24 protein-coding genes and 1 riboswitch are annotated in these 23,335 nt (G+C 44.1%); of the genes, 2 read left to right on the top strand and 22 right to left on the bottom strand.

What is annotated here, in order from left to right; all coding sequences use genetic code 11:
• Window positions 1-82: 82 nt before the first annotated feature.
• The 3 genes from ACLTWA_RS09330 to groES all read right to left on the bottom strand — a co-directional run bounded on the left by ACLTWA_RS09330 (window position 83) and on the right by groES (window position 2,721).
• Window positions 83-592, bottom strand: coding sequence for a DUF6106 family protein (locus tag ACLTWA_RS09330; protein WP_412327430.1), 510 nt, complete (start codon window positions 590-592; stop codon window positions 83-85).
• Window positions 593-726: 134 nt separating this feature from the next.
• Window positions 727-2,346: a chaperonin GroEL gene (gene groL / locus ACLTWA_RS09325; protein ID WP_412327429.1), complete on the bottom strand. Its 1,620-nt coding sequence runs from the start codon at window positions 2,344-2,346 to the stop codon at window positions 727-729.
• An 84-nt stretch (window positions 2,347-2,430) separates the two neighbouring features.
• A complete protein-coding gene (gene groES, locus ACLTWA_RS09320) occupies window positions 2,431-2,721 on the bottom strand; it encodes a co-chaperone GroES (RefSeq protein ID WP_412327428.1) in 291 nt (96 codons plus the stop codon).
• A 266-nt stretch (window positions 2,722-2,987) separates the two neighbouring features.
• Here groES and ACLTWA_RS09315 point away from each other — a divergent pair, with 266 nt between their 5' ends.
• A complete protein-coding gene (locus ACLTWA_RS09315; RefSeq protein ID WP_412327427.1) occupies window positions 2,988-3,548 on the top strand; it encodes a hypothetical protein in 561 nt (186 codons plus the stop codon).
• Window positions 3,549-3,631: 83 nt separating this feature from the next.
• Here the strand turns inward: ACLTWA_RS09315 and bioB are convergent, their stop codons facing one another.
• The 13 genes from bioB to ACLTWA_RS09250 form a co-directional block, all read right to left on the bottom strand.
• The gene (bioB, locus tag ACLTWA_RS09310) at window positions 3,632-4,588 is read right to left on the bottom strand and encodes a biotin synthase BioB (RefSeq protein ID WP_412327426.1); all 957 of its coding nucleotides are present in this window, start codon (window positions 4,586-4,588) and stop codon (window positions 3,632-3,634) included.
• A gap of 38 nt (window positions 4,589-4,626) precedes the next feature.
• A complete protein-coding gene (locus tag ACLTWA_RS09305) occupies window positions 4,627-5,163 on the bottom strand; it encodes a biotin transporter BioY (RefSeq protein ID WP_412327425.1) in 537 nt (178 codons plus the stop codon).
• Between the two features lie 338 nt (window positions 5,164-5,501).
• On the bottom strand, window positions 5,502-6,329 hold the full coding sequence (rhaD, locus tag ACLTWA_RS09300) for a rhamnulose-1-phosphate aldolase (protein WP_412327424.1): 828 nt from the start codon (window positions 6,327-6,329) through the stop codon (window positions 5,502-5,504).
• Between the two features lie 13 nt (window positions 6,330-6,342).
• Window positions 6,343-7,593, bottom strand: a complete 1,251-nt coding sequence (locus ACLTWA_RS09295) for an L-rhamnose isomerase (protein WP_412327423.1) — start codon at window positions 7,591-7,593, stop codon at window positions 6,343-6,345.
• Window positions 7,594-7,618: 25 nt separating this feature from the next.
• Entirely contained in the window at window positions 7,619-7,933 is a 315-nt protein-coding gene (rhaM, locus tag ACLTWA_RS09290) for an L-rhamnose mutarotase (RefSeq protein ID WP_412327422.1), read from the bottom strand.
• Window positions 7,934-7,950: 17 nt separating this feature from the next.
• Entirely contained in the window at window positions 7,951-9,390 is a 1,440-nt protein-coding gene (rhaB, locus tag ACLTWA_RS09285) for a rhamnulokinase (protein WP_412327421.1), read from the bottom strand.
• 113 nt (window positions 9,391-9,503) lie between these two features.
• Window positions 9,504-9,746 carry a hypothetical protein gene (locus ACLTWA_RS09280; protein ID WP_412327420.1) on the bottom strand — a complete coding sequence of 81 codons (243 nt, stop codon included), beginning with the start codon at window positions 9,744-9,746 and terminating at the stop codon, window positions 9,504-9,506.
• 219 nt (window positions 9,747-9,965) lie between these two features.
• The gene (locus tag ACLTWA_RS09275; RefSeq protein ID WP_412327419.1) at window positions 9,966-10,955 is read right to left on the bottom strand and encodes an AraC family transcriptional regulator; all 990 of its coding nucleotides are present in this window, start codon (window positions 10,953-10,955) and stop codon (window positions 9,966-9,968) included.
• A gap of 16 nt (window positions 10,956-10,971) precedes the next feature.
• On the bottom strand, window positions 10,972-11,823 hold the full coding sequence (locus tag ACLTWA_RS09270; protein ID WP_412327418.1) for a hypothetical protein: 852 nt from the start codon (window positions 11,821-11,823) through the stop codon (window positions 10,972-10,974).
• Window positions 11,816-13,264: a PLP-dependent aminotransferase family protein gene (locus ACLTWA_RS09265; RefSeq protein ID WP_412327417.1), complete on the bottom strand. Its 1,449-nt coding sequence runs from the start codon at window positions 13,262-13,264 to the stop codon at window positions 11,816-11,818. Before ACLTWA_RS09265 ends, ACLTWA_RS09270 begins: the two co-directional genes overlap by 8 nt.
• A gap of 107 nt (window positions 13,265-13,371) precedes the next feature.
• Window positions 13,372-15,045 carry a glutamine--tRNA ligase/YqeY domain fusion protein gene (locus ACLTWA_RS09260; RefSeq protein ID WP_412327416.1) on the bottom strand — a complete coding sequence of 558 codons (1,674 nt, stop codon included), beginning with the start codon at window positions 15,043-15,045 and terminating at the stop codon, window positions 13,372-13,374.
• Between the two features lie 73 nt (window positions 15,046-15,118).
• Complete coding sequence (locus tag ACLTWA_RS09255; protein WP_412327415.1) at window positions 15,119-15,394, bottom strand: GNAT family acetyltransferase; 276 nt, start codon at window positions 15,392-15,394, stop codon at window positions 15,119-15,121.
• Between the two features lie 156 nt (window positions 15,395-15,550).
• Window positions 15,551-17,257: a L,D-transpeptidase family protein gene (locus tag ACLTWA_RS09250; protein WP_412327414.1), complete on the bottom strand. Its 1,707-nt coding sequence runs from the start codon at window positions 17,255-17,257 to the stop codon at window positions 15,551-15,553.
• A gap of 193 nt (window positions 17,258-17,450) precedes the next feature.
• Between ACLTWA_RS09250 and ACLTWA_RS09245 the strand changes: the two genes are divergently transcribed.
• Window positions 17,451-17,951: a hypothetical protein gene (locus ACLTWA_RS09245; RefSeq protein WP_412327413.1), complete on the top strand. Its 501-nt coding sequence runs from the start codon at window positions 17,451-17,453 to the stop codon at window positions 17,949-17,951.
• Window positions 17,952-18,013: 62 nt separating this feature from the next.
• On the opposite strand, the gene ACLTWA_RS09240 is transcribed toward ACLTWA_RS09245, so the two are convergent.
• The 6 genes from ACLTWA_RS09240 to ACLTWA_RS09215 form a co-directional block, all read right to left on the bottom strand.
• Window positions 18,014-18,535 (bottom strand): transcription repressor NadR, encoded by a 522-nt coding sequence (locus tag ACLTWA_RS09240; protein WP_412327412.1) that lies wholly within the window; start codon window positions 18,533-18,535, stop codon window positions 18,014-18,016.
• A 131-nt stretch (window positions 18,536-18,666) separates the two neighbouring features.
• Window positions 18,667-20,076: a L,D-transpeptidase family protein gene (locus tag ACLTWA_RS09235; RefSeq protein WP_412327411.1), complete on the bottom strand. Its 1,410-nt coding sequence runs from the start codon at window positions 20,074-20,076 to the stop codon at window positions 18,667-18,669.
• Window positions 20,077-20,288: 212 nt separating this feature from the next.
• Window positions 20,289-21,032, bottom strand: coding sequence for an ABC transporter ATP-binding protein (locus ACLTWA_RS09230; RefSeq protein ID WP_412327410.1), 744 nt, complete (start codon window positions 21,030-21,032; stop codon window positions 20,289-20,291).
• Window positions 21,033-21,049: 17 nt separating this feature from the next.
• Window positions 21,050-22,060 carry an ABC transporter substrate-binding protein gene (locus tag ACLTWA_RS09225; RefSeq protein WP_412327409.1) on the bottom strand — a complete coding sequence of 337 codons (1,011 nt, stop codon included), beginning with the start codon at window positions 22,058-22,060 and terminating at the stop codon, window positions 21,050-21,052.
• Between the two features lie 15 nt (window positions 22,061-22,075).
• Window positions 22,076-22,861: an ABC transporter permease gene (locus ACLTWA_RS09220; RefSeq protein ID WP_412327408.1), complete on the bottom strand. Its 786-nt coding sequence runs from the start codon at window positions 22,859-22,861 to the stop codon at window positions 22,076-22,078.
• Complete coding sequence (locus ACLTWA_RS09215; RefSeq protein ID WP_412327407.1) at window positions 22,830-23,126, bottom strand: thiamine-binding protein; 297 nt, start codon at window positions 23,124-23,126, stop codon at window positions 22,830-22,832. The genes ACLTWA_RS09220 and ACLTWA_RS09215 overlap by 32 nt, the downstream gene beginning before the upstream one ends.
• Window positions 23,127-23,185: 59 nt before the next feature.
• A riboswitch (TPP riboswitch) is annotated at window positions 23,186-23,297 on the bottom strand.
• Window positions 23,298-23,335: the final 38 nt, after the last annotated feature.

Below are 23,335 nucleotides of genomic sequence, written 5' to 3'. Positions count from 1 at the left end.
GGACAGTAAAGAAGGCACTTTTCACATAGAAAAAAGGGCAGGAACAGTTATTCACCATTCTTACCCTCTCTTCTGTTATATCTTATATCTGTGTAATCACCTTACGGGGTGCAGTCATCTTCATACAATGAAGAAGTTTCTCATTAGGTTCAAAAATAACCTTTGTTCTTTCGGAACCGGACTGGCTGATCATTGTATAAGTCTTTGCCCCCGGCAACTGAGAAGAAAAATCAAGTACCTTCATGCCATTTGTTTCGTGATCCCTGGCTTCTGTGGAACCTGTAGGAGCCACGATCTGTATCTCCTCCATGGAAGCCTCCCAGGCTTTTTTCCTCTTGCTTTTGCCGTAGATCCGGTCAATGGACAACGAATTCGTCACATAAAGATATTCAAATTCCACCTCACTGTTTCTAAATACCAGATATGTGGCCCCTCCGGCAGCAAAAAGTATGATTACTCCGAAAATCCCGAAAACCGGGGAGATGGAAAGGAAAAATGCGATTACACACAAGATTCCCATCACGATTTTTAACACCATGGTATAGGCCGGCGCTTTGCGCTTCACAAGCCATTCTGCATACATTTCATTCATAATGATACTGGATCCTTTCTTCCCTGCATCTTACCAGGGCATAAAGGTATACCTTTCTGGTTCTGCTTTTTCTTCCCGTGTTTTCCAGGGCATTAAAGGCTACCTCTCAGGTGATTCTTCTGTACAGATATGTTTTACATCATATCCATTCCGCCTGGTGCTGGCATTGCAGGTGTCTTTTCTTTAATATTAGCAACAACAGACTCTGTTGTCAATAAGGTAGATGCTACGCTGGTTGCATTCTGAAGCGCACTTCTGGTAACCTTTGTCGGGTCTAAAATGCCAGCTTCCACCATATCTACATATTCTTCTTTATAAGCATCAAAGCCAATACCTACTTTGGATTCTTTTACTTTATTAATAATAACGCTTCCTTCAAGACCTGCATTGGCTGTAATGTGATATAACGGAGCTTCCAGAGCCTTTAAGATAATCTTTCCGCCTGTCTTTTCATCACCTTCCAGTTCCTTAACAAGTCCTTCAATCTCAGTGATTGCATGGATATATGCAGAACCGCCGCCGGCGATTACGCCTTCCTCTACAGCTGCTCTTGCTGCAGATAAAGCATCTTCCATACGAAGCTTTGCTTCCTTCATCTCAGTCTCTGTTGCAGCACCTACACGGATCACTGCTACACCGCCGGATAACTTAGCAAGTCTTTCCTGTAATTTCTCACGGTCGAAATCAGAAGTAGTCTCTTCGATCTGGCTCTTGATCTGACCGATTCTTGCATTGATGGCATCCTTATCACCGCATCCATCAACAATTACAGTGTTTTCCTTCTGAACCTTAACGGATTTTGCTCGTCCCAATAAGTCAAGAGTTGCATTCTTAAGCTCATAGCCTAATTCTTCAGAAATTACGGTTCCGCCTGTTAATACGGCAATATCCTGTAACATCTCTTTTCTTCTGTCGCCATAGCCCGGTGCTTTAACACCAACAACATTAAAGGTTCCTCTTAATTTATTTACGATCAGAGTGGTTAAAGCTTCTCCTTCAATGTCCTCAGCAATAATTAAAAGTCTGGAACCGGACTGAACCACCTGCTCTAATAAAGGAAGAATCTCCTGAATGCTTGAGATTTTCTTATCTGTAATCAGGATATAAGGATCATCTAAATTAGCTTCCATCTTTTCCATATCGGTACACATATAAGCGGATACATATCCTCTGTCAAACTGCATACCTTCTACCAGGTCAAGCTCTGTTTTCATGGTCTTTGACTCTTCAATAGTAATAACGCCGTTATTGGAAACCTTTTCCATAGCGTCAGCTACCATCTCTCCGACTTCATCATCTGCAGCGGAGATTGCTGCTACTCTTGCGATGGATGCTTTGCCTTTGATCGGCTCGCTCATCTTTGCAATGGCTTCTACTGCAGCTTCTGTTGCTTTCTTCATACCTTTTCTAAGAACAATCGGATTGGCACCGGCTGCCAGGTTCTTCATTCCTTCATTGATCATAGCCTGAGCCAGAACCGTTGCGGTTGTAGTACCGTCACCGGCTACATCATTGGTCTTTGTTGCAACTTCTTTTACTAACTGTGCGCCCATGTTTTCAAAGGGATCTTCCAGCTCGATCTCTTTTGCGATTGTAACACCATCGTTGGTGATCAGAGGTGCTCCAAATGATTTATCAAGAACTACATTTCTTCCTTTTGGTCCTAATGTCACACGAACTGTATCTGCTAACTGGTTGACTCCTGACTCAAGTGCTTTTCTTGCATCTACGCCATATTTAATCTGTTTTGCCATAATTCATACCTCCAGTTTTCTTCTAAAATTATAGAAAGTCCTTAAGGGCTTCCGGTTCTTTACAACAGCCTGCTGCCGTTCTATTTATTCGATCACTGCTAAAATATCATTCTGCTTTACGATTACAAACTTTTCTTCATCATTACCTGTTTCAACTTCGGTTCCAGAATACTTGGAGAAGATTACCTTATCGCCGACCTTAACCTGCATGGTAACTTCTTTACCGTCTACCAAACCGCCAGGTCCTACTGCGATGACTTCCGCCTGCTGTGGCTTTTCTTTTGCCTGACCCGGCAGAACGATACCGGACTTTGTTGTCTCCTCTGCAACTAATGGTTTTAACACAACTTTGTCAAATAATGGCACTAATTTCATTGCAATTCCTCCTCATATCTTTCTGATTAGTTCTTTCTTTTGGCCTCTAGAAAGAAGATTTATTTTATTCACATACTAAGTTATATCACTCATTATTAGCACTGTCAATAGTTGAGTGCTAATTTTATATTTTTTTTACAATTTTTCCATATATAATCGTTTTCTTGCCTTACTTACTTAGTTTATAGAAATTTTCTTATTATATACCTTTCTTTTTTCCAATAGAAGTATTACAATAACAAAGAGAATGAAAGGAGTGTTTTTTTATGGCAAAAAAGGGTAATGGTTTTGGGAAATTCGTGGCTTTTGCCACAATCGCCGGCGCTGTTGCTGCAGGCATCTCTTATTTTACAAAATACAGATCTTTCCACAAAGAACTGGAAGAAAACTTTCATGATTTTGAAGATGACGGTAATGACGATATTTCCAAAATTGACAGCACGATGAACCGCAATTATGTTTCCTTAAATGCCAACAAGGACGAGCTTAAGGTTGCAGCTTCCGATATGGCAGATGCTGCCAAAGATGCCGCCACTGCCGCTAAGAACCTGGTAAAGGATGCGGCCAGTATCGTTGGCGATACCGCAAAGGAAGCAGCCAATGCCATGGCGTTTACTGCAAAAGATATGTTTGACTCCACGTTAGAGAAAGAAGATACAGAAGAAGTAACAGAGGATATCACAGAAGACGGCGGTCTTGATTATACCGCTTCCAAAGATGGTCAGCCGGCCGGGAACACTTTTGAAGAACCGGAAGCTGTGACAGACTCTATAAAGGAAGCATCTTCCGATGATACCACTACCATCGTAGAAGATGATATTCAATAACAGACCTGTTTTCCACAGGATAAAGAAGCTGCTTTCCCTGATCTGGGGAAAACAGCTTCTTTTTTCTTCTGTCCATTTTCGTATCAGGTTTCTACATAATACTCGAATCCTGCGTCAGTGATCATCTGAATGGTATCATCAATTCCCTGTCCATCTGCAGTCAGATAGCCGGAAGCAAAAATAGAATCAACTGCATAAAACATCAATTTTTCTTTTCCTTTTAGATATACTTCCCTTCCGGCTGCACATCTTATATCGGAACCTGGATTTAACAAACGGGCAAGGCATAATACTTTTAAACAATATTCAGCAGATAAATAAGAGGTATCCATATTCTCTAAATCTGTTCCTTCGATTGGAATCAAAAAATTGATGGGAACCGCTTTGGGGCCGATTGCCTGAATCTCAAAGAGCATATCAACAATATCACCTTTTTCTTCCCCAAGACCTGCAATGCCACCGCAGCAAATTTCAAATCCCATACTTTTCAGCATTTTTATATTGGATATGCGCTGGTCATATGTATGAGTGGTACAGATATTCGGATAATAATTTCTGCTCGTATTTAGATTATGATTGATTCTGTCCACTCCTGCTTCTTTAAGGATTCTTGCCTGTTCTGGCGATAAAAATCCGATGGAACAGCATATGGGAGATTGGGATTCCTTCTTAAGCTTTCTTACCTCATCTGCAAATTCATTTATTTCTGAATCCTGAAAACTTATTCCGCTTAATCCGATACAATGGCGTGCAAGATGCTTGTCTTTTACAATATAGCCGTCCTTTAACAGCTTATCGTAGGCTACGAGCCTGTATTTATCAATATGGGCTCTGGATTGGTGGGACTGTGCGCAATAGGTACAGTTTTGGGAACAATTGCCGCTGCGGGCATTTGTAAGAAGCTGGATGGATACGGTATTCCCTTTGTATTTTTTTCTAATGGAATAAACGACTTCCAAAAGGCCGGGAAGTTGTTCGTCAGGCAAATTAAGAATCCATAAGGCTTCCTCTTTGGAAAGATTTTTATAATCAAACGTCATTTTTATATCTCCCTGTATATTTTTCTTCACAATGGTTTTCACCGAGAGTTAGAGGATAGGACCGGGCTCAACTTTTTAATGAGGAAAATGCTTAAACATGTTTTAAAGCAATCTCCCGGCAAAAAGGGAACCACACAAACCATAAGTGCTGCGGCAAAATTTGTATGGGTGATATAGGAATACCATAACGTGCCGAATAAGTAAGTGACGGTCCAGCCGGAATAGATGGCGGCTGTCAGAACTGTCATCGTCCTTTTGCCGGACCGCTCAATGACAAATCCGGTTATAAAAGCAGCTCCAATATAAGCAATGATGTATCCTCCGGTGGGACCCAGGACCCTTAAAAGTCCTCCGGTAAAGCCGGAAAAGACCGGCAGCCCTACTGCACCCAACAGAACGAATACAAACTGACTCAAAGCCCCATGCCTGGCCCCTAACAGACCGGCAGCCACAAAGGTAGATATATGGGCCAGATTGATGGGAACAGGACCGATCGGTATGGATATTTGCGATAGAATGGCATTCAGCGTGGCAAATAATGCACATAACGTAAGTTCTCTTGCTTTTATTTTCATTTAAAATCCCCCTGTAATAAACTTAAGTCCACATGATTATACAAAGATACAGTCCAATTGTCAACCATAATTATATTAAAGGTTTACAATTAGTGCTGATCTTACAGGATTTATACTTCACCAGCCTTCTCCAATCACACAAAGAAACCAAATGCCTGGGACTCTGCCGCACAACTCTATGAAAAGTAATTAACTACCAGGATTAATTCCCTCCCTATAAACAGGAATACCAGAATAAAAATTTTCAGACACCAAAAGAACGTACAACCGCCAGGCTTTTACGCCCCGCTGCTGTACGTTCCTTTTATTTGCGTTTATTAATTTAAATGGAAAAACAATTATTTTTCATAAAGAAATTCTTCCGGTAATGTCACTTTAAAATCACGGGCCAGATCACGGAAATTTCCTGGAGTGATGGTCTGCAGCTTGTCAGGTCTGATAGAAAGAACCTTTACTAAGATTTCCGCAGACTTTTCAATGGTATGCATCAGCCCGAAGGTCAAATCAAAGTCCTCACCGGAAACAAATAAGCCGTGGTGCGCCCAGATCGCTGCATCGTATTTCTTCATAAGCTCACTGGTCGCAACTGCGATCTCACGTCCGCCCGGCACCATCCAGCCTACCACGCCGATTCCACTTGGGAATACAACCGGGCATTCTGTAGCCATTTCCCATAATTCTCTGGTAAAAACCTTATCCTCCAGAGGAAGAACAAAGGTAAGTGCAATGGTATTTGCCGGATGACCATGATAGATCACTCTGTGCTTTCCGCCGGTAGCTGCTTTTTTTACCTCATGGTTCATTAAATGGGAAGGAAGTTCGCTGGTAGGACGTCCTCCGTTGCAAAGTCCCCATAAGATTCTGTAATTTTCTCCGCTTTCATCCACTTCTATGATGCAGGTGTTGGCTTCCGGATCAAGGATCACGTTACGGAAATACTTTCCGCTTCCTGTGACCATGAAATACTCTCCGGAAAGCCCCTTAACGGTTGTACCAATCGGCTGCCAGGAATTGTCAGACTTCAACTCCTCCCTTACGGATTCCACCTCTTCCGGTTTGATGCGGTAGCTTAAATTGCCGCCGTTTCTTTCATGCCAGTTCTGTTTGAATCCATCATCACATAAGCGGATAAAGCCTTTTACAAATTCTGCATCTAAAATTTTCATGTTTATTTTCTCCTTATTTCCGGTTTAACAGTACTTCTTTTTCATAGCTGCGTATCTCTTCAAACCAGTCTTCTTTTGCAGGTACTCCATGTAACTCACAGAAGTAATTCCACACATCACCGATGGGGTAAAGCTTTAATTCTTCCTGAAGCATCATCAGCTCTGTAAAGCTGCGGGAATTCTGTAACTGTGCCAGCTTTTCATTAGGAAGAAGCAGAGCGCTTAAAAGAGCCTTCTGCATGTTGCGCATACCTACCACCCATGCGCTCAAGCGGTTGATGCTTGCATCAAAGAAATCAAGAGCCAAAAGGACACGGTCTGCACCGCCGCGCACGATTTCTTTTGCGATTTCCTTTGTTTCATCATCGAATAATACCACATGGTCACTGTCCCAGCGAACCGGTCTCGTTACGTGAAGAGCAACTTTATCAAAGAATAAAAGCATGGAAGAGATCTTATCAGATACCACTTCCGTCGGATGGTAATGACCGCTGTCAAGAAGGCAGAGAATATCATTCTTAGAAGCATAATTCATATAAAACTCATGGGAACCGACGGTACAGCTTTCCATTCCGATACCAAATACCTTTGACTCTACTGCAACCAGTACTTTTGTTTTATCATAATCCATGGAAAGGATCTGATCAAGAGAATCTTTTAAACGGGCCCTTGGAGAAGTACGGTCAGCCGGAATATCTTTAAAGCCATCCGGAATCCAGATATTCATGGTACATGGTGTTCCCTGTTCACTGGCCAAATATTCAGAAATGCGCAGGCATGCTTTTACATGGTCGATCCAGAAGCTGCGAATCTCCGGTATTTCGCTTGATAAGGTGGCATTCTCTGCTTTCTCATGGGAGAACAGGGTGGGGTTAAAATCAATGCCAAGGCCTCTCTCCTTTGCAAACTCCGCCCACTTTTTAAAATGCTTTGGTTCCAGTTTATCTCTGTCTACCCACTCACCTTCTTCAAAGATGGCATAGCTTGCATGAAGGTTAATCCGGTGTTTTCCGGGAATAAGGCTTAAGGCTTTATCCATATCAGCCATCAGCTCTTCCGGATTTCTTGCCCGTCCCGGATAATTGCCTGTGGCCTGGATTCCGCCGGATAACGCACCTGCACCGTCAAATCCGATCACATCATCCCCCTGCCAGCAATGCATGGAAATAGGAATCTGTTTCAATGCTTCAAGTGCTGCATCTGTGTCTACGCCAACGGCCTTATATACTTCTTTTGCTGATTCATATCTTTCTTTTAATGTCATGGTTTCCTCTTCTCCTTTAATTAGATTAATCTAAATGAAATACCGGTTTCAACCCATCAGAAACAGGGCTGTTATCCGGGTTGGTTCTCATAATATCCGCCATAAAATCCCACCATTTGCGGTTGATCGGCGTGTCCGCTGACTTTGCCCATCTCTCTTCATCTTCTATTTCAATGTATCCGTAAAGCACATTGGTTTCTTCGTCTAAAAATATGGAATAGTTATGGCCGCCGAACTGGTGGATCATCTCCTTCATCTCCGGCCAGAGCATGTTGTGTCTCTTTTCATATTCTTCCGCCATTCCTTCATTTAAGTACATTTTAAAGGATTTTCTTATCATAGGATTCCCTCCGCTTCTTATAAATTATTCCGTGGCTTATATTCTTTAACGGCAAAAGACTTATAAACAGCTTCTCTTGCCTGTTTTAAACCGTCAAATTCATGAAATGCCAGCATCTGTGCCAGTAAATTTCCGATGGCAGTCGCCTCTCCCGGTCCTGCATATACGGTTCTGCCGGTGCAGTCTGCGGTCAGCTGGTTTAAATAATCCGCGTTGGAGCCTCCGCCGACCACATGAATGGATGGATAGGACTTTCCCGTAATGGATTCCAGCTCCTTTATGGTATCGCCATAGCATGCCGCCAGACTGTTGTATATGACAGCAGCAATCTCCCCCGGTGTCTGTGGTACCTGCATCTGTCTGTCTCTGCAAAAGTCCTTGACGGCCTGTATCATGCTTTCCGGCGCTAAAAATACGCTGTCATTGCAATTCACAAGAGAGTTGATGGTCTCTTTGGAAGCCATCTCGCAAAGCTCTGCAAAGGAATACTTCTCCCCTTTTTCAGACAGTTCTTTTCTTACCGACTGGATCATCCACAGTCCCATAATGTTCTTTAAATAACGGTAACGGAATTCATATCCGCCTTCGTTTGTAAAATTGGCTTCCATGCTCTTTAACGAACAGTCTGCCTTTAAAAGCTCTGTTCCCATTAAGGACCAGGTTCCTGAACTGATGTATAAGATATCTTTCATGGAATCCTGATCACCGGGAACTACAGGAACTGCCATAACCGCAGAACCGGTATCGTGGGTGGCCGGAAGAATCACCTGGCAGGAAAAGCCTGCTTCTTCACGGATCTGCTTTGACAGTTCTCCTACCACAGTACCTGGCATGGAAAGCGGCCCAAACAGCTTTTTCGGAAAGCCCAGTTTTTCAATGAGCTCATAATCCCAGCTTCCGGTTTCCGGACTAACCAACTGTGTGGTGGTGGCATTGGTATACTCCTGTTTTTTCACTCCGGTCAGCCGGTAATGGAAATAGTCCGGAATCATCAAAAAGGATTCTGCATTGGAAAGCTGGTCCGGATTCTTCTGTTTCTCTGCCATAAGCTGATAGACCGTGTTAAAAATCTGTTTCTGGATTCCGGTTCTTTTATATAAATCCGGCAAAGAAATAATACGATATACAAGCTCATCCATTCCCTTTGTTCTGTCGTCCCGATAGCCTACCGCATTTCCTAACAAACGGTCTTCCTTGTCCAAAAGAACGTAATCCACAGCCCAGGTATCAATCCCCATGCTGACTGGTATCTTTCCGATCTTTTTACAAACCTTCATTCCTTCTTTGATTTCGTCAAATAAGGACTCCACATCCCAGCATAACTGACCCCCGGTCCGTTTCATTCCGTTCTCAAAACGGTAAATCTCTTCCAGATGAATCGTTCCGTCCTTTACGGTACCAAGAATATGACGTCCGCTGGAAGCACCGATATCAACAGCAAGATAGTATTTCTCCATGCGTTCCCCTCCCATGTTTTTCTGCTTCTATCATAATAGATTTCCATACAAAAAATAAGGACGCTGTTTATTTAAAACTACGTCCTTATTTGCACTTTTTTTATTTCATTGCCTTATTCTTCTGATTCCGGTTTTGAAGAAATAAGCAGTTGTTTTAAATCCATGATCGACATCTCATGCTCGTCCAAGATCGTTGATACCTCTTTGAATTGTTCCAGCTTTATTTTATCCAGAATTTCTTTTTCTTTTTCATCTAATGTAATGAGACAATCCTTGTACTGTTTGATGGATTCCCGCACCTCTTTTAACTCTTCCTCCAGTTTTTGAAGCGGTGTTTTTCTTACTCCTCTTGGCATATCGGTTCTCTCCTTTTCAGATTTATTTACCAACCATATATTACCAAGTATATGCCCATCCGCTTTCTTTTATTACATTCAAACTTCATTTTGATCTCATTATATTTTAAACTTATGAGTGATTGAAAGCTAAAATAACAACATTAAAATTCTTTTTTCCTTTGATTTTAATTGCTGCATAGATTCTTTTCTTTTCTTACCGTTGCCTGGTTCAAACACTTATTTTCTGTGTTCCGTTAAACCGGCTGTTTTATTCTTTTCCCTGTACTCTTTGGGGGACATGCTGTAATAGCTTCGGAATATCCGGTAAAAATAGCTGGTATTGTCATACCCCACTGCAAGGGATATATCCGTTACGGAAAGTCTGGTATTTAATAGAAGAAAGGACGCCTGGTTCAAACGCTTGATCTGTAAAAGTTCCTTATAAGTTCTTCCGGTCAGCCTCTTGACCGCCCGGCTCAGCCAGTAAATATTATAGCTCAAACGCTCTGCCAGTTCCGTCAATTCTCCCTCTTTATAATTCTCATCGATAAACTTTAATACCTGGAAAATAAGCTTTTGTTCAAAGCCTTCTCTGGTATGGCTGATCTTATCGGTATAATGCATGAGCTGAAGGAACAAAAGCCCCATAGTGACCTGATTGATGCTTCTTTTGTTGGGGTGGTCATAAAGCAGTGTCCAGACCATATTTTCCACCAGATTCTGTACCGGAAGCACATCAGCTACTTCAAAATGGAGATAACTGGCATAGCGGGGATTAAAACAAAGACAGCCCACAAGGAATTCCCGCAAAAGATTTTCTTCCTCTCCCATCATTTCAAAAGCAGTATCAAAAAATTCCGGCAGAATAATAAAATTAACGGCAATGTCGCCTTCCCCTGCCGGAAGTATCTCCTGGGTGGCATGCTGATTTAAAAACAGCAGTTCCCCTGTTTTTAAAACCACCTTATCCCCATCAATAATATGTGTGGTCTCCCCTTTGCACATATAGATAACTTCTATATAATTATGTTTGTGCCTTGGAAAATGCACAAACCTTGTATGAGGTCTGATGCGTATCAACTTTCCGTGTTCCAGCATCTTTTTGCTGTCAATGACCAGCTCCCGCCCCTCGGTATAACGTTTCCGGTCTATCTCTGTCCGTCCGTTTATGATTTCCCGTTCCTCATCCGTAATAACGCCCAGACGGTTTATGATTTCCTGATCCACCCGTTAAAGCCTCCTTCTAATCCAAATCAAACCCGATAAAATTCTTCCACCGGTCTTCCTGCAAATCTGCTTCACTCAAGGTATAGGCATGATTGTTTTCATCGTTTGCCATCAGTTTATACGTAGTTGTACCAGAACTGTCCACATCCCTGATCCAGCGGTCATCTAAAACAATCCGTCCATCCGCCGTCATCAATCTCCACTCAGCCTTCTCTCCTGCTGCATTGGTGCTGGTATATGTGACCTCTCCCTCCATCCGGTCGTCTTTAAAAACGCCTTCTTTGGCACTGAGTTTATTGATTTCTTCTCCAACTCCGTCATAATAATTATAACCGCTGGCTCCGCTGCCGTTCATTTTTCCATTGACCCAGGTTCCGTAGGAATAATCATACCGTTTCCCTTCTTCCAGGGAAATCACCTGCAGTGCCGTACACGTTCCGTTTGGAACTCCGTCTTTAAAATCCCCGTAAAAAACGGTGGAGGTCTTTAAAAATACCAGCCCCCGGCCGGCAGTAAGCTCCGTTCTCAAAGCGTTTCCGTCATACATACAGGGAAACTCCTTCCACGGAATCTCATAACCGCTTAAGAGTCTGGCCGCTCCCTCTAAATCTCCCTCGTTAAACCGCTCCGTCAGGCCCTTTAAAAATTCCTTATCCTCTAATGTAAGAGAAACCTCTGTATCTGGTTCTTCCTCAGAGCTTTCCTCCGCCAGTGCCTCCGGAGACTGTAGCATCTCCTCTTTGGCCAGCTTCCCACTCCGGCTGCTGCCTGCATAACCAAGCAGGAGCAAAAGAACGGCGGTCAGTCCGATGACCATCAAAGTCCGAAGGTTCTTCTGATTTTTGATGATTTTCCAATCCTTATTCACAGCATCCCTCCTTAGGCTCATGCACCGCCCAGGCTTTTTTAAGAAGAGCAAGTCCTCGAATGATCTCCTCTTCTGTCAGACTTGCATATCCCAGAACAACGGTAGGCGGATACGTATTATGTTCCTCATGAATAAAGTAACCTGACATTCCGTAAACTTTTACCCCGGCTTCCGCCGCCTTTTTTATCAAATCAGCCTCAGAGCTGTTCCTTTTGTCTGTAAGAAGCAGATGGAGACCTGCATACTCCCCACGGATTAAAAAACGGGATTCAAAAGGCTTAAGCCCTGCAATCAATACATCATGCTTTGCCTTATAGACAGCCCTCATCCGGTTCAAGTGCCGCTCATAGTGTCCTTGAGCCATAAACTGGTAAAGAATGTTCTGGTCAATGCGGGAAACGGTAGATGCATAGAAGTTCACCCGTTCCCGGTATACGGAAAGAAGGGATTTTGGCAGCACCATATAGCTGACACGAATGGCCGGTGCTATGGATTTTGAAAAGGTACCGATATAGATTACCCTGTCTTTCTGATCCATCCCCTGGAGCGCCGGTATGGGCTGACCCTTATAGCGGAACTCGCTGTCGTAATCATCTTCAATCAGATATCTTCCCTCTTTTTTATAAGCCCAGCCCAGAAGTTCCTGCCTGCGTTTGACAGGCATGACGATGCCGGTTGGATATTGATGGGAGGGCATGACATAAGCGGTATCCGCTCCGCTTTGCTCCAAAAGCTCTGCATTTAATCCCTGCTGGTCCATAAGGACGGGAACCACCTTGTAGTGCAGGCTTTGAAATACACGGTATGCCTGCTTATAGGTGGGATTTTCCATGGCAATCACCCGGTCATCAGATAAAATCTGAGACAGAAGCATGAGCAGATATTCGCTTCCTGCTCCCACAATGATCTGCTCCGCATAACAGTTTACACCTCTGGCTGAGTGAAGGTATGTACGGATGGTTTCCCTGAAAACAGCCTCTCCCTGGGGATCGCCGGTCACAAACATCTCCCGGTTGTCATCGACCAGCGTATTTTTGGATATTTTTCTCCAGGTGTTAAAGGGAAATGCACAAAGATCGATTCCTCTTGGAGAAAAATCCACACTCCAGTTTGAATCACCTTCCCCATCCGAAAAACCGGAACTCAAAAAGGAGGTTCCCTTCTCACCTTTTTCCTGTCCGGTATGAACCAGACCATCAATTTGCAATACAAAATATCCCTTGCATGGAACAGCTTCAATATATCCTTCCGAAAGCAGCTGTTCATAAGCCATCTGTGTCGTGCTTCGGCTGATCTTTAAATTCTCCGCCAGACGTCTGGTGGAGGGAAGCCTGGTCGCCGGTTTTAAATTTCCTTTTTTTATTTCTTCTTTGATATAGCGGTATATCTGACTGTAAAAAGGCAGTCCTGCCTGATTTTTTAAAGGTATCATCAGTTCCATAGAAAGAGATGCCTCCTTTCTTCCCGGAAAGGAAAGAATGCCGCACGTCCTCTTCTTACTCGGTCATGCAGCATTCTTCCTTTGACCGGCATCCCAGCCTGTCACCATTATTTTGTAATTTTAAATGAACTCTTCAAAGAAACGATCCGATTGAAAACCAGATGTTCTGGAGTGCTGTCTTTGCAGTCCACGCAGAAAAATCCGTTTCTGACAAACTGAAAGCTGTCATATGCTTTTGCTCCTTCAAAGCTGGGCTCCACATAGCAATTCTTTATGACGGTCAAGGAATTGGGATTTAAATTCAGGCTTCCGTCTTCGTTCAACTTTCCTTTTTCTTCATCAACGATATTTTCATACAGGCGGCACTCTGCCTGTACTGCTGTAGCTGCTGCCACCCAGTGAATGGTGCCCTTTACCTTTCTTCCCTCAAAGCCGGAACCGCTCTTGGTCTCAGGGTCGTAGGTACAGTGAACTACGGTCACATTCCCGTCTGCGTCTTTCTCGCAGCCGGTACAGGTGACAAAATAAGCATTCATTAAACGGACTTCATTGCCTGGGAACAGACGGAAATACTTTTTAATGGGCTCTTCCATAAAATCTTCCCGTTCGATGTAAAGCTCTCTGCCAAAGGGCAGCTTTCTCTCTCCAAGCTCCGGATTCTCCAGATTGTTGGCAGCATCTAAATACTCAATGGTATCTTCCGGATAGTTGTCGATTACCAGCTTGACCGGATCCAGAACCGCCATCATTCTCGGCCTTTTTAATTTTAAATCTTCCCGGATACAGTATTCAAGCATGGCATAATCCACGGAACTGTTGGCTTTTGAAACGCCTACCAGATCCACGAACATCCGGAGGGCTTCCGGAGTATAACCTCTTCTTCTTAACGCTGCAATGGATACAAGACGGGGATCGTCCCAGCCGTCCACAATATTGTCCTCCACCAGCTTCTTGATATACCGTTTTCCAGTTATTACATTGGTCAGATACAGCTTTGCAAATTCAATCTGACGGGGAGGATTGACAAATTCGCATTCCCTTACCACCCAGTCATACAGCGGTCTGTGATCTTCAAACTCCAAAGTGCAGATGGAGTGAGTAATTCCTTCAATGGCATCTTCAATCGGATGGGCAAAGTCATACATGGGATAGATGCACCAGGCATCTTTCGTGTTATGATGGGTCATATGGGCAACACGGTAAATGACCGGATCACGCATATTGATGTTTGGTGATGCCATATCGATCTTCGCACGAAGAACCTTTTCCCCATCCTTATATTTGCCTTCCTTCATCTCTTTAAACAGCGTTAAGTTTTCTTCCACGCTGCGGTTCCGGTATGGGCTTTCTTTTCCCGGTGTCTTAAAATCACCGCGGTATTCCCGGATCTCTTCTGCAGTCAGATCGCAGACAAATGCCTTTCCTTTTTTTATTAAAAGAACGGCACGGTCGTACATCTCCTGAAAATAATTGGAGGCAAAGAACAGGCGGTCTCCAAAATCAGCGCCCAGCCACTTCACATCTTCTATAATGGATTCTACGAATTCTGTCTTTTCTTTTGTCGGGTTTGTATCATCAAAACGGAGGTTGAACTTTCCACCATACTTTTGCGCCAGGCCATAGTTGAGTAATATGGACTTTGCATGTCCAATGTGCAGATAGCCGTTTGGCTCCGGTGGAAATCTGGTCTGTACATGATTATAAACACCCTCTGCAAGATCCTTGTCTATCTCCTGTTCGATAAAGTTTTTAGAAACCACTTCTTCCTTGTTCTCTTCCATTTCTCTTCCTCCATGTCAGTATTTCCAATAATACATTATCATACCATACTTCATCCATTTAGAAAAGGGGGGATTATTTTCTTGAAGAAGATTTCCAAATTGACAACTTTTCTTCATACTGCTGATTGATCCAGTCCACGGCCTGTTGTCTGCCTTCCTCGGAAAAAGGAAATATCATTTTTATCTTCTGCTCATCGGGAGTTGCTTCATAGCAGTACGGCTCCGGATATACGGCAGCCTCCAATCCTTCTTCCACCTTATTGATCCGGTAACGCATTCCATTCATGCTTCCGGTATAAGCTTCCTTTTTAAAAAACTGTATAGGTACAAAGGTTTCTTTGTTCAACATAAGCAAATCTCCTTTTCTATGAAACACTTTTTTCTATATTGTTTCATCGGCTCATCTTCCCGTAAGTTTAAGGCTGCTGCATCAGTTTATTTAATGTCTGATGCAGCAGCCTCTATGGTCTTGCTAATTTATATTTCTTTCTCTTGCCAGAACCGATTACATGCCAGGGCCGATTTTATTCTTTCCTGTGCTTTTGGCAGCACCAGGACCGTCTGCCTGCTCCTCAGAAGCAGCGGTCGTGGAAGGTTCCTTCACAGTCTCCCTGACAGGAGGTGCTGTGGTTGGTGCCGCCGTCGTTGGTACCGCCGTCGTGGCCGGAGCAGTCGTTGCCGGTACCGCTGTAGTTGGTGCCGCCGTAGCCGGTGCGGTTGTGGGAGCCGTTGTCTCCTCCGGCTTTCCTGTGGCCCCTGAAGCTGTCTTTGATTCGGTTCCCGGCAGATGATAGCAGAGAACCGGGACTCCGGCACTGATATTTTCAAAAATGGTTTTAGCCACTGCAGGAGGCAGATTGATACAGCCGTGAGAACCTCCGGTCTTATAAATAGAACCTCCAAAGCTGCTTCTCCACTTGGCATCATGAAGCCCGATATTGCCGTTAAACGGCATCCAGTAGGAAACCGGAGTCCGGTAATTTTCTCCTTTCAGTGTGGCGTCTCTTTCTTTATAGGTAAGAGAGAAAGCTCCTGCCGGTGTTGACCAGCCCTTTGATTCATTCCCGGATACAAAATCTGATTCCACCACCAGTTTTCCGTCTTTATAGAAATACAGATGCTGAGCCGTCAGATTGATCTCCACATAGGTGTTTCCGTAGTCTGCCGTACCGTGACTGGCCGCCTTCTGCTTGTAGACCGGTTCTCTTGTCTGGCTGGTTCCGGTCCGGATCAGTTCCGCCAGTTCATCTGCTTCGGCACCCTGATTAATTCTCCAGCCATAGCTTCCGCCAGTAATCTTCACATTCTTCCCATAGGAGGTCTTTAAGTTCTTTGCCTTATATGCCGTGTCATACTGGTCTGCCAGCTCTTTTACGAAGGCGCTGACCGATTTGCTGTCCAGATAGACCTTGCCGCTTTCATCCGTTTTGATCCATTTTGAAATGGTATCTCCGGTTAAAACCTTTTTTGCATCTCCGAATTTATAAGTGATGGTGGTGCTGACATATTTGTTCATGGTCTGAACCTTACTTATCAGTTCAGGGTCATCCGTTGGAATCCTGGGGGTTATGTAGGCACCTGCCTCATCAAGAGAAAGCTCAGGCTTTAAATTCATAACAGCGTCTGAAATCACTGTCTTTACTTTTTCAGGATCTAATTCTCTGCCTTCTTTTGCTGGTATTATGTGATACCCCTGCCCGGAAACGTAATCCGACACGGCAGCATCCTGTGCCTTTTCTTCCGGTTCCTTCGCAAGAAAGGATAAGGCAGAAACAGCTGTATTAAATCTATCCTCATCGTACTTGATCATGGTACCGAGTTCAAAGGATTGAGACTTCTTTAAGTGCTTTCCCCAGGAAAGGGGCTTCTGCTCTGCCAGTAACTTCTCAAGAGTTCCGTCAAACACTGCTTCAAGACCGATATCGCTGCCTTTTAATTCTTCCGTGTTTCCTCCCCGTTCCTGAATGGTCAGCTTATAATCGCCAATACTTGAAGCAATCATATTCTTTACATCCTCCACGGACTTTTTGGATACATTCATCTCATTGATGGTGGTATTAGGGAAAAACACCTTCTCATATGCTCTGCTCATCTGGATATATGCCAAAGCAGTAATTAACCCTGCCGCTGCAACAGCTGCGCCTCCGGCGACTGCCCATCTTTTTAATCCAAAGGACCTTTTCTTTCTGCTGCGCTGTCTTTGTTTTTCCATTTATTTCCTACCTCTTTACCAGCCTTTACTTTCAGGATTAATTATAACTGAAAACCACGAATTATGTCTAAATTTTTCCGGTATATTTCTTAACTTTTTTATTACGATTTCTCATTAAGGAACTTTAAGTTATTTCACAACCGGCCCCTTTCCTTCATAAACTGGAAATAAGAATGTTCCAAAGGACACCTTCATGACACGTTTTTCTCCTATCTACGGAACGGTCATTTCCGTTAATCCATTAGAAACCTCTACCCCCTCCCCCAGATGTTCCCTGCTTATTTCCGTTATGAGCCAAAGCCTTGGTGAGGTAAATTTTGTGGTCAATCCCGATACTTATGTTTTAGACCAGCATACCTTTGAAAGAGGGGATTCAATTACTGCTATTTATGATACAGATGCACCCGTTTTGCTCATTTATCCGCCTCAGTTTGCCCCTTTGATACTTGCGGAAGATGACGACGGATACTTAGCCATGTTTGATTATTTTGATGAGAACCTTTTAAATACCGACGGAACCCTAAGGCTCAATGTCCCATCAGACCCTTCGGATCTTCTGCTTCCCAACGGTCAGATGTTCTTTGATACGCCGGGAGGCCATTACCTGTTTATTTTATACAATTTTACTACCAGAAGCATCCCTGCGGTCACCACACCGGATAAAATAATTGTATTCTGTTCCTCAGAACAATAGTCTCTGACGCAAAAATACCTCCATATAAGACTTTTTATTTCATCGTCCTATATGGAGGTATCTTATTTTGCAAGGTACCCTTTCTTTTTTAATTCCTGCTCAATCCTGTCTAAGTTTTTTTTGGAATCTGCCGCAACCGTATGATAGTGGCAGCCATTGGTGAGAATCTTAAGGGGCTGGTCTCCGGAATGTTTCAGGGCTTCCATGAATTCTTCCGCATCCAGACGGTTATTGATGATTAAATCCACATGGATCTGGCCATAAACTTCATGCTCGATAAACACGTCCAGAAGTCTGCCGCCATAATCCACGATGGTATAAAGCTCGTTTAATGTATCTTCCGTCGTGTGACTGGCACAAAAAACCCTTATACAGTCTGCCTCTTCCTGGGCCGACTGGCGGCGAAGGACATATCCTTTGTTCGTTGAAAGGATTTCTTCCTGCTCCGCCCTCATAAGTGCCACATCCTGAACCACAACCTGTCTGCTTACCCCTACTCTTTTTGCCAGCTCTGCGCCTGAAACAGGCCCTTTTTCCTGATTTAAAATCTCTATAATTTTCTTTCTGCGTTTATTTCCATCCAATTCAGTTTTCCCCGCCTTTTTTTAATGTCTTCGGCCAGTGTCCACACACTTTTTTCACTATCAATGTAACACAAAGAGACTGTCTGGTCAATGAATGATCAGGTGACGAGCCAGCCTCTTTTTCCTTTTATTTAATAATGGCAGATAACCGGAATGCCAGCATAGACAAGACTGTATAAATCCTTTGCCTTTTTCGGGGGAAGGTTGACACAGCCGTGGCTTCCGTTATTTTGATAGATGGTTCCGCCAAACCTATTTCTCCAATCTGCATCGTGGAAACCAATTCCTCCATTGAAAGGCATCCAGTAATCCACATGACTTTCATATTCATAGGTTCCATCTGCCTGTTTGGCACCCCGAAGAATCCGGTCTGTCTGTTTATAGGACAGGGTATAGATTCCCTCCGGAGTGGTGTGATTCTTTGACACATTGCCAGTTACACAAGGGGCATCCCATACAAGAACGCCATCTTTATACATATAGACATGCTGGGCTGCCAGGTCTGCCTCCACATAGGTTCCGCCCCAGTCATTGTTGCGGTCAGCCGCTGCCTTTGCATAAACCGGTTCCCTGGTCTGGCTCTGGCCTGTACGAATGACCGCAACCAGTTCTGCAATCTCCGCAGGCTGATTGATCTGCCAGCCGTAAGCGCCGGAAAGAGTTACGTCCCTTCCGCTTGCCGTGTGGAAATTCCTTCCTCTTCCTGCCGTATCGTACTTGTCCGCCAAAGATTTCACATAAGCTGCCGCTTTGTCTGTGTTTACCTGAATGACTCCGTCTGAAATGCCGGTAATCCAGGAACAGATCTCTTCCCCGCCCAGCACCTCGGACCTGCTGCCAAAGGCATAGGTAATCTGCATTTCTCTTACCCGGTTGAGTGCATCACACTGGGCCTTAAGTCCTTCATCATCCTTTGTAACGGTTACAATGTCATAGCAGCCGGATTCTTCTAAGTTCACTTCTTTCAGTTCCTGGGTCAAGGCACTTTTTACTGCCTCTTCCAGCTTGCCTGCATTCACGCTGTTTCCCTGCACTTCCGGAATAATGGTAAATGGCTCTCCCTGCTTCCAGTCAGATACTCTGGCATTCACTGTGGATACAACACTTTGTCCGCTTACAAAGGATAACCCGTTGAGTTTTTCTTTTAATTTCTGCTCATCAAAAGATACTGTGCTTTTTAACGAATGGCTGTTATCCTCTGCCGGACCTGCCACACGTCCGGAGGCGTTCTGATCTTCCAGAACCTTCTTTAAACCGTCTGTGATCACCACCTGATATCCGATATCCGTTCCTTTGATTACTTCTGTTTTGCTTCCTTTTCCCTTGATGGTAAGGTTGTATTCCCTGCCATAAAACCCCTCTATTTGTACTTTTGCTTCATCGATTGTCATTCCACCCACCAGGACACCGTTGATCTTGGTTCCCGGCACAAACTTTGAAGCATCATCTGCCAGTGCAATCGTAGCTCCTGCCAGCATAAATAATACTGCCAGAAACATAATTTTTCCTATCGTACCTGCATGATTTCGTTTCCTGTTCATTTCCTTCAAATCCTTTGCTGTTTTTTATGGAAATTACTCCCATATTACTTAGATTAACATGATTCAGACGGAATAACAAGCATAATAATCACCTAAATTTAATGACCGGATACCAGATGATTATATTCCCTTAGAAGAAAAACTTCTTTCCGTTCCATTTATGCAGCCATGGAATAAGCAGCAAAAAGCGGGCCTGAAAAGCCCGCCTGTTATTAACTCTGTTCCATATGCCTTATAATCTCTCTCTTATATTCCAGAAATTCTTCTGAGACATGGAAGTCTTTGTTCCTGGGTTTTGCTTCTTTTATGATGATTTCCTTCGTAATATTTCCCGGAGTTCCTGTAAGTATACAGATCCGGTCAGAGAGTAGAACCGCTTCGTCTATATCATGAGTAATAAACAGAGTGGAAAGCCGGATCTCTTCCATCACTTTTAAGTACCATTCATGCATGGTATGCCTGGTCAGCATGTCAATAGCAGAAAATGGTTCATCAAGAAGAGCAATGGGCCTGGAAAATAAATAAGTCCTTAAAAGGGCCGCCCTCTGCCGCATGCCGCCGGAAAGCTGGGAGGGATATTTTTTCTCCGTCCCCTCTAGACCAAACATCTCAAAATACCCGGAAGCTTTTTTTCTGGCTTCTGCTTTTTTCATTCCTGACAGCAGCAGCGGCAGGGCAACATTATCTTCCACCGTGCGGTATGGAAGGAGCAAATCCTTTTGCAGCATGTAGCTGATCTTTCCCGGCTTGCCGGTGACTTCTTCTTCATTTATATATACATGCCCTTCGTCAGGCAGGCTAAGACCCGCAAGAATCTGAAACAGCGTGGTCTTTCCGCCGCCGCTGGCACCGAGAAGCGAAACCAGTTCCCCTTCCCGAAGATTCAGAGAAACTCCCTCCAGTACGGTTCTTCCGTCAAAGGACTTTTTTATGCCTTCCGCCTTTAATTGTACCATTGGCTCCTCCTAACCTTTTACTGGGGCAGATAATCGTTTGAAAAACCGGTATTTTCCGGAATCTCAGCTTTTGAAAGCCCATTTTCATTGAGCCAGTTATAGAACCGGTTCCAACGCTCCGGATCGATATATCCCCAGACATCCACATCATCCTGATATTTGTCCGCCAGATATTTCTGACTTTCCATTACAAGGGCTTCATCAAGCTCCGGTGCTGCCTTAAGTAAAATCCCTGCCGCTTCCTCCGGATTATTTACTGCATCTTCATATCCCCTGCTTAATGCACCAAGGAAGGCTCTTGCCGTCTCAGGATCATTCTTTAAAAAGTCATTGCCGGAGATAATGACAGGTGTGTAATAATCAAATACAGGGTTTAAATCTGCAAATGCAAAATAGTCCGTATCCAGGCCTTCCTGTTCCATCTTTATGCCGGCCCAGGCATAAAAGATCCATATGGCGTCCACGGATTTTGTTTTCAGAGCAGAAACTTCATCGGTCACTGTACTTGGAATCATCTCAATCTTTGAGAAGTCGCCTCCATCGGCCTCTACCACGTCTTTGATCATGGCTTTCTCCACCGGATTGTCCCAGGTCGCATATTTTTTTCCTTCCATCCCTTTGGGCGATGCCATGCCTTCCCCTTTTCGGGATATGATTCCGGAGGAATTATGCTGGATCACCGCAGCCACTGCTGTGATGGGAAGTGCCTGATCCCCTGCCAGAGCCGGTGCCATGGTGTCCTGGAAAGACATGCCAAAGTCCGCTTTTCCTGAAGCGACCAGCACTTCTGCTCCATCCTCCGGCGGCTGGACGATCTCCACGGAAAGTCCTGCTTCTTTGAAATATCCCTTTTCCTGTGCCACATAAAGGCCGGTATGATTGGTGTTAGGCGTCCAGTCAAGGACAAAGGTAACCTTTTTTAACTCTTCTGTTTTTGTTTCTGCTGCCTGTTTTTCAAGCTTCTGGCATCCGGTCAGTGATGCGGTAAAAGCCGCTGCAATTAAAATTGCCAAACCTGTTCTTTTCATTCTTTCCTCCAAAGTTTAGGGCGTATTTGAAAACTGCCTTTTATGGTTATCCCACGGCATACATTTTTTTGCGAGCATGTCCACCCCTTTCATAAGCAGCAGACTGATTACGGATATAAGAAAAATAACTGCAAACATTTTATCAAAGGCATAGGCTTTCCTTACCCGGGTCATATATACCCCCAGTCCCCCAAAGCCTCCCAGCCATTCGGAGATAACCGCCCCCACCACGGCATAGGAAGCAGAGATGCGAAGGCTGGAAAAAAAATGCCCCATGGCTCCCGGCAGCTTGATGTAACGGAATATGCCGATGGTTCCGGCCCCCATGGACCTTAAAAGATTCACAGCATCCGGATCTGCGGATTGAAAGCCGTTTAAGAGGCCAATGGTGACAGGGAAAAATGTGGTCAATACAATTAGAATTACCTTTGGTGTCATCTCATACCCGAACCATAATACCAGAAGCGGAGCCAGGGCCACCGCAGGTATGGTCTGGGTCAAAACAATCAGAGGATAAAATGCCCGGTATAGTCCGTTAAAATGATCCATCAATACGGCAATGAAAAAACCGGTGGCCACACCCAGAAAAAGTCCTGTAAATGCCTCTGTCAGCGTTATCTTCGCATGCTCCATGAGTGCCGGGAATTCGGTTATAAATGCATTCCCCACGCTTATAGGCGATGGCAGCAGATAAGACCCCACCAGTCCAAAGGAAGATATCCCCTGCCATAAGAAAAGAACCCCCAATACCGCAGAACATGACCACAGCTTATTGGTGATGCTTTGTGACTTTCTTCTCAATCGTTAATACCTCTCCTTCCGGCCGGTAAGTAACTTTAATATAAGCGGCCACAGAGGGAGCGCCTGCACGAATGGCTATATGCTGGCATTCCTTTACGATATCCATCAGTTCGTCATAATCTCCCTCTATGGCTGTCTCAAAGGGTCCCACATAATAATTAAGTCCGGTGCTTTTGATATAATCGATGACCTGATCTACAATACGGATCAATTCCTCATCATTTGCTGCCTCCGGAAGTGATTGAATCGCTACGCTTGCATTCATATATTATTCTCTCCTTTTCTTAAATACAGAAAACCCGTCCGGATATCCGGGCGGGTCTACAGGCTGTGCCTTAAAGTCTCCTACGCTGGCATTATCCAGATCAGGTTACAGGGTTCAAAACAATACTGTTTTATCTCAGCCGGACTTCTTCCAGCACCCCTTTTTATTTTCATTGCAAGTATACATCGAACCAGCAGGAAAGTCAAGCT

The sequence above is a fragment of the Lacrimispora sp. genome, from assembly GCF_046972725.1.
In the GTDB taxonomy this organism is placed as follows: domain Bacteria; phylum Bacillota; class Clostridia; order Lachnospirales; family Lachnospiraceae; genus Lacrimispora.
This window is presented reverse-complemented; position numbering and strand designations above follow the sequence as displayed.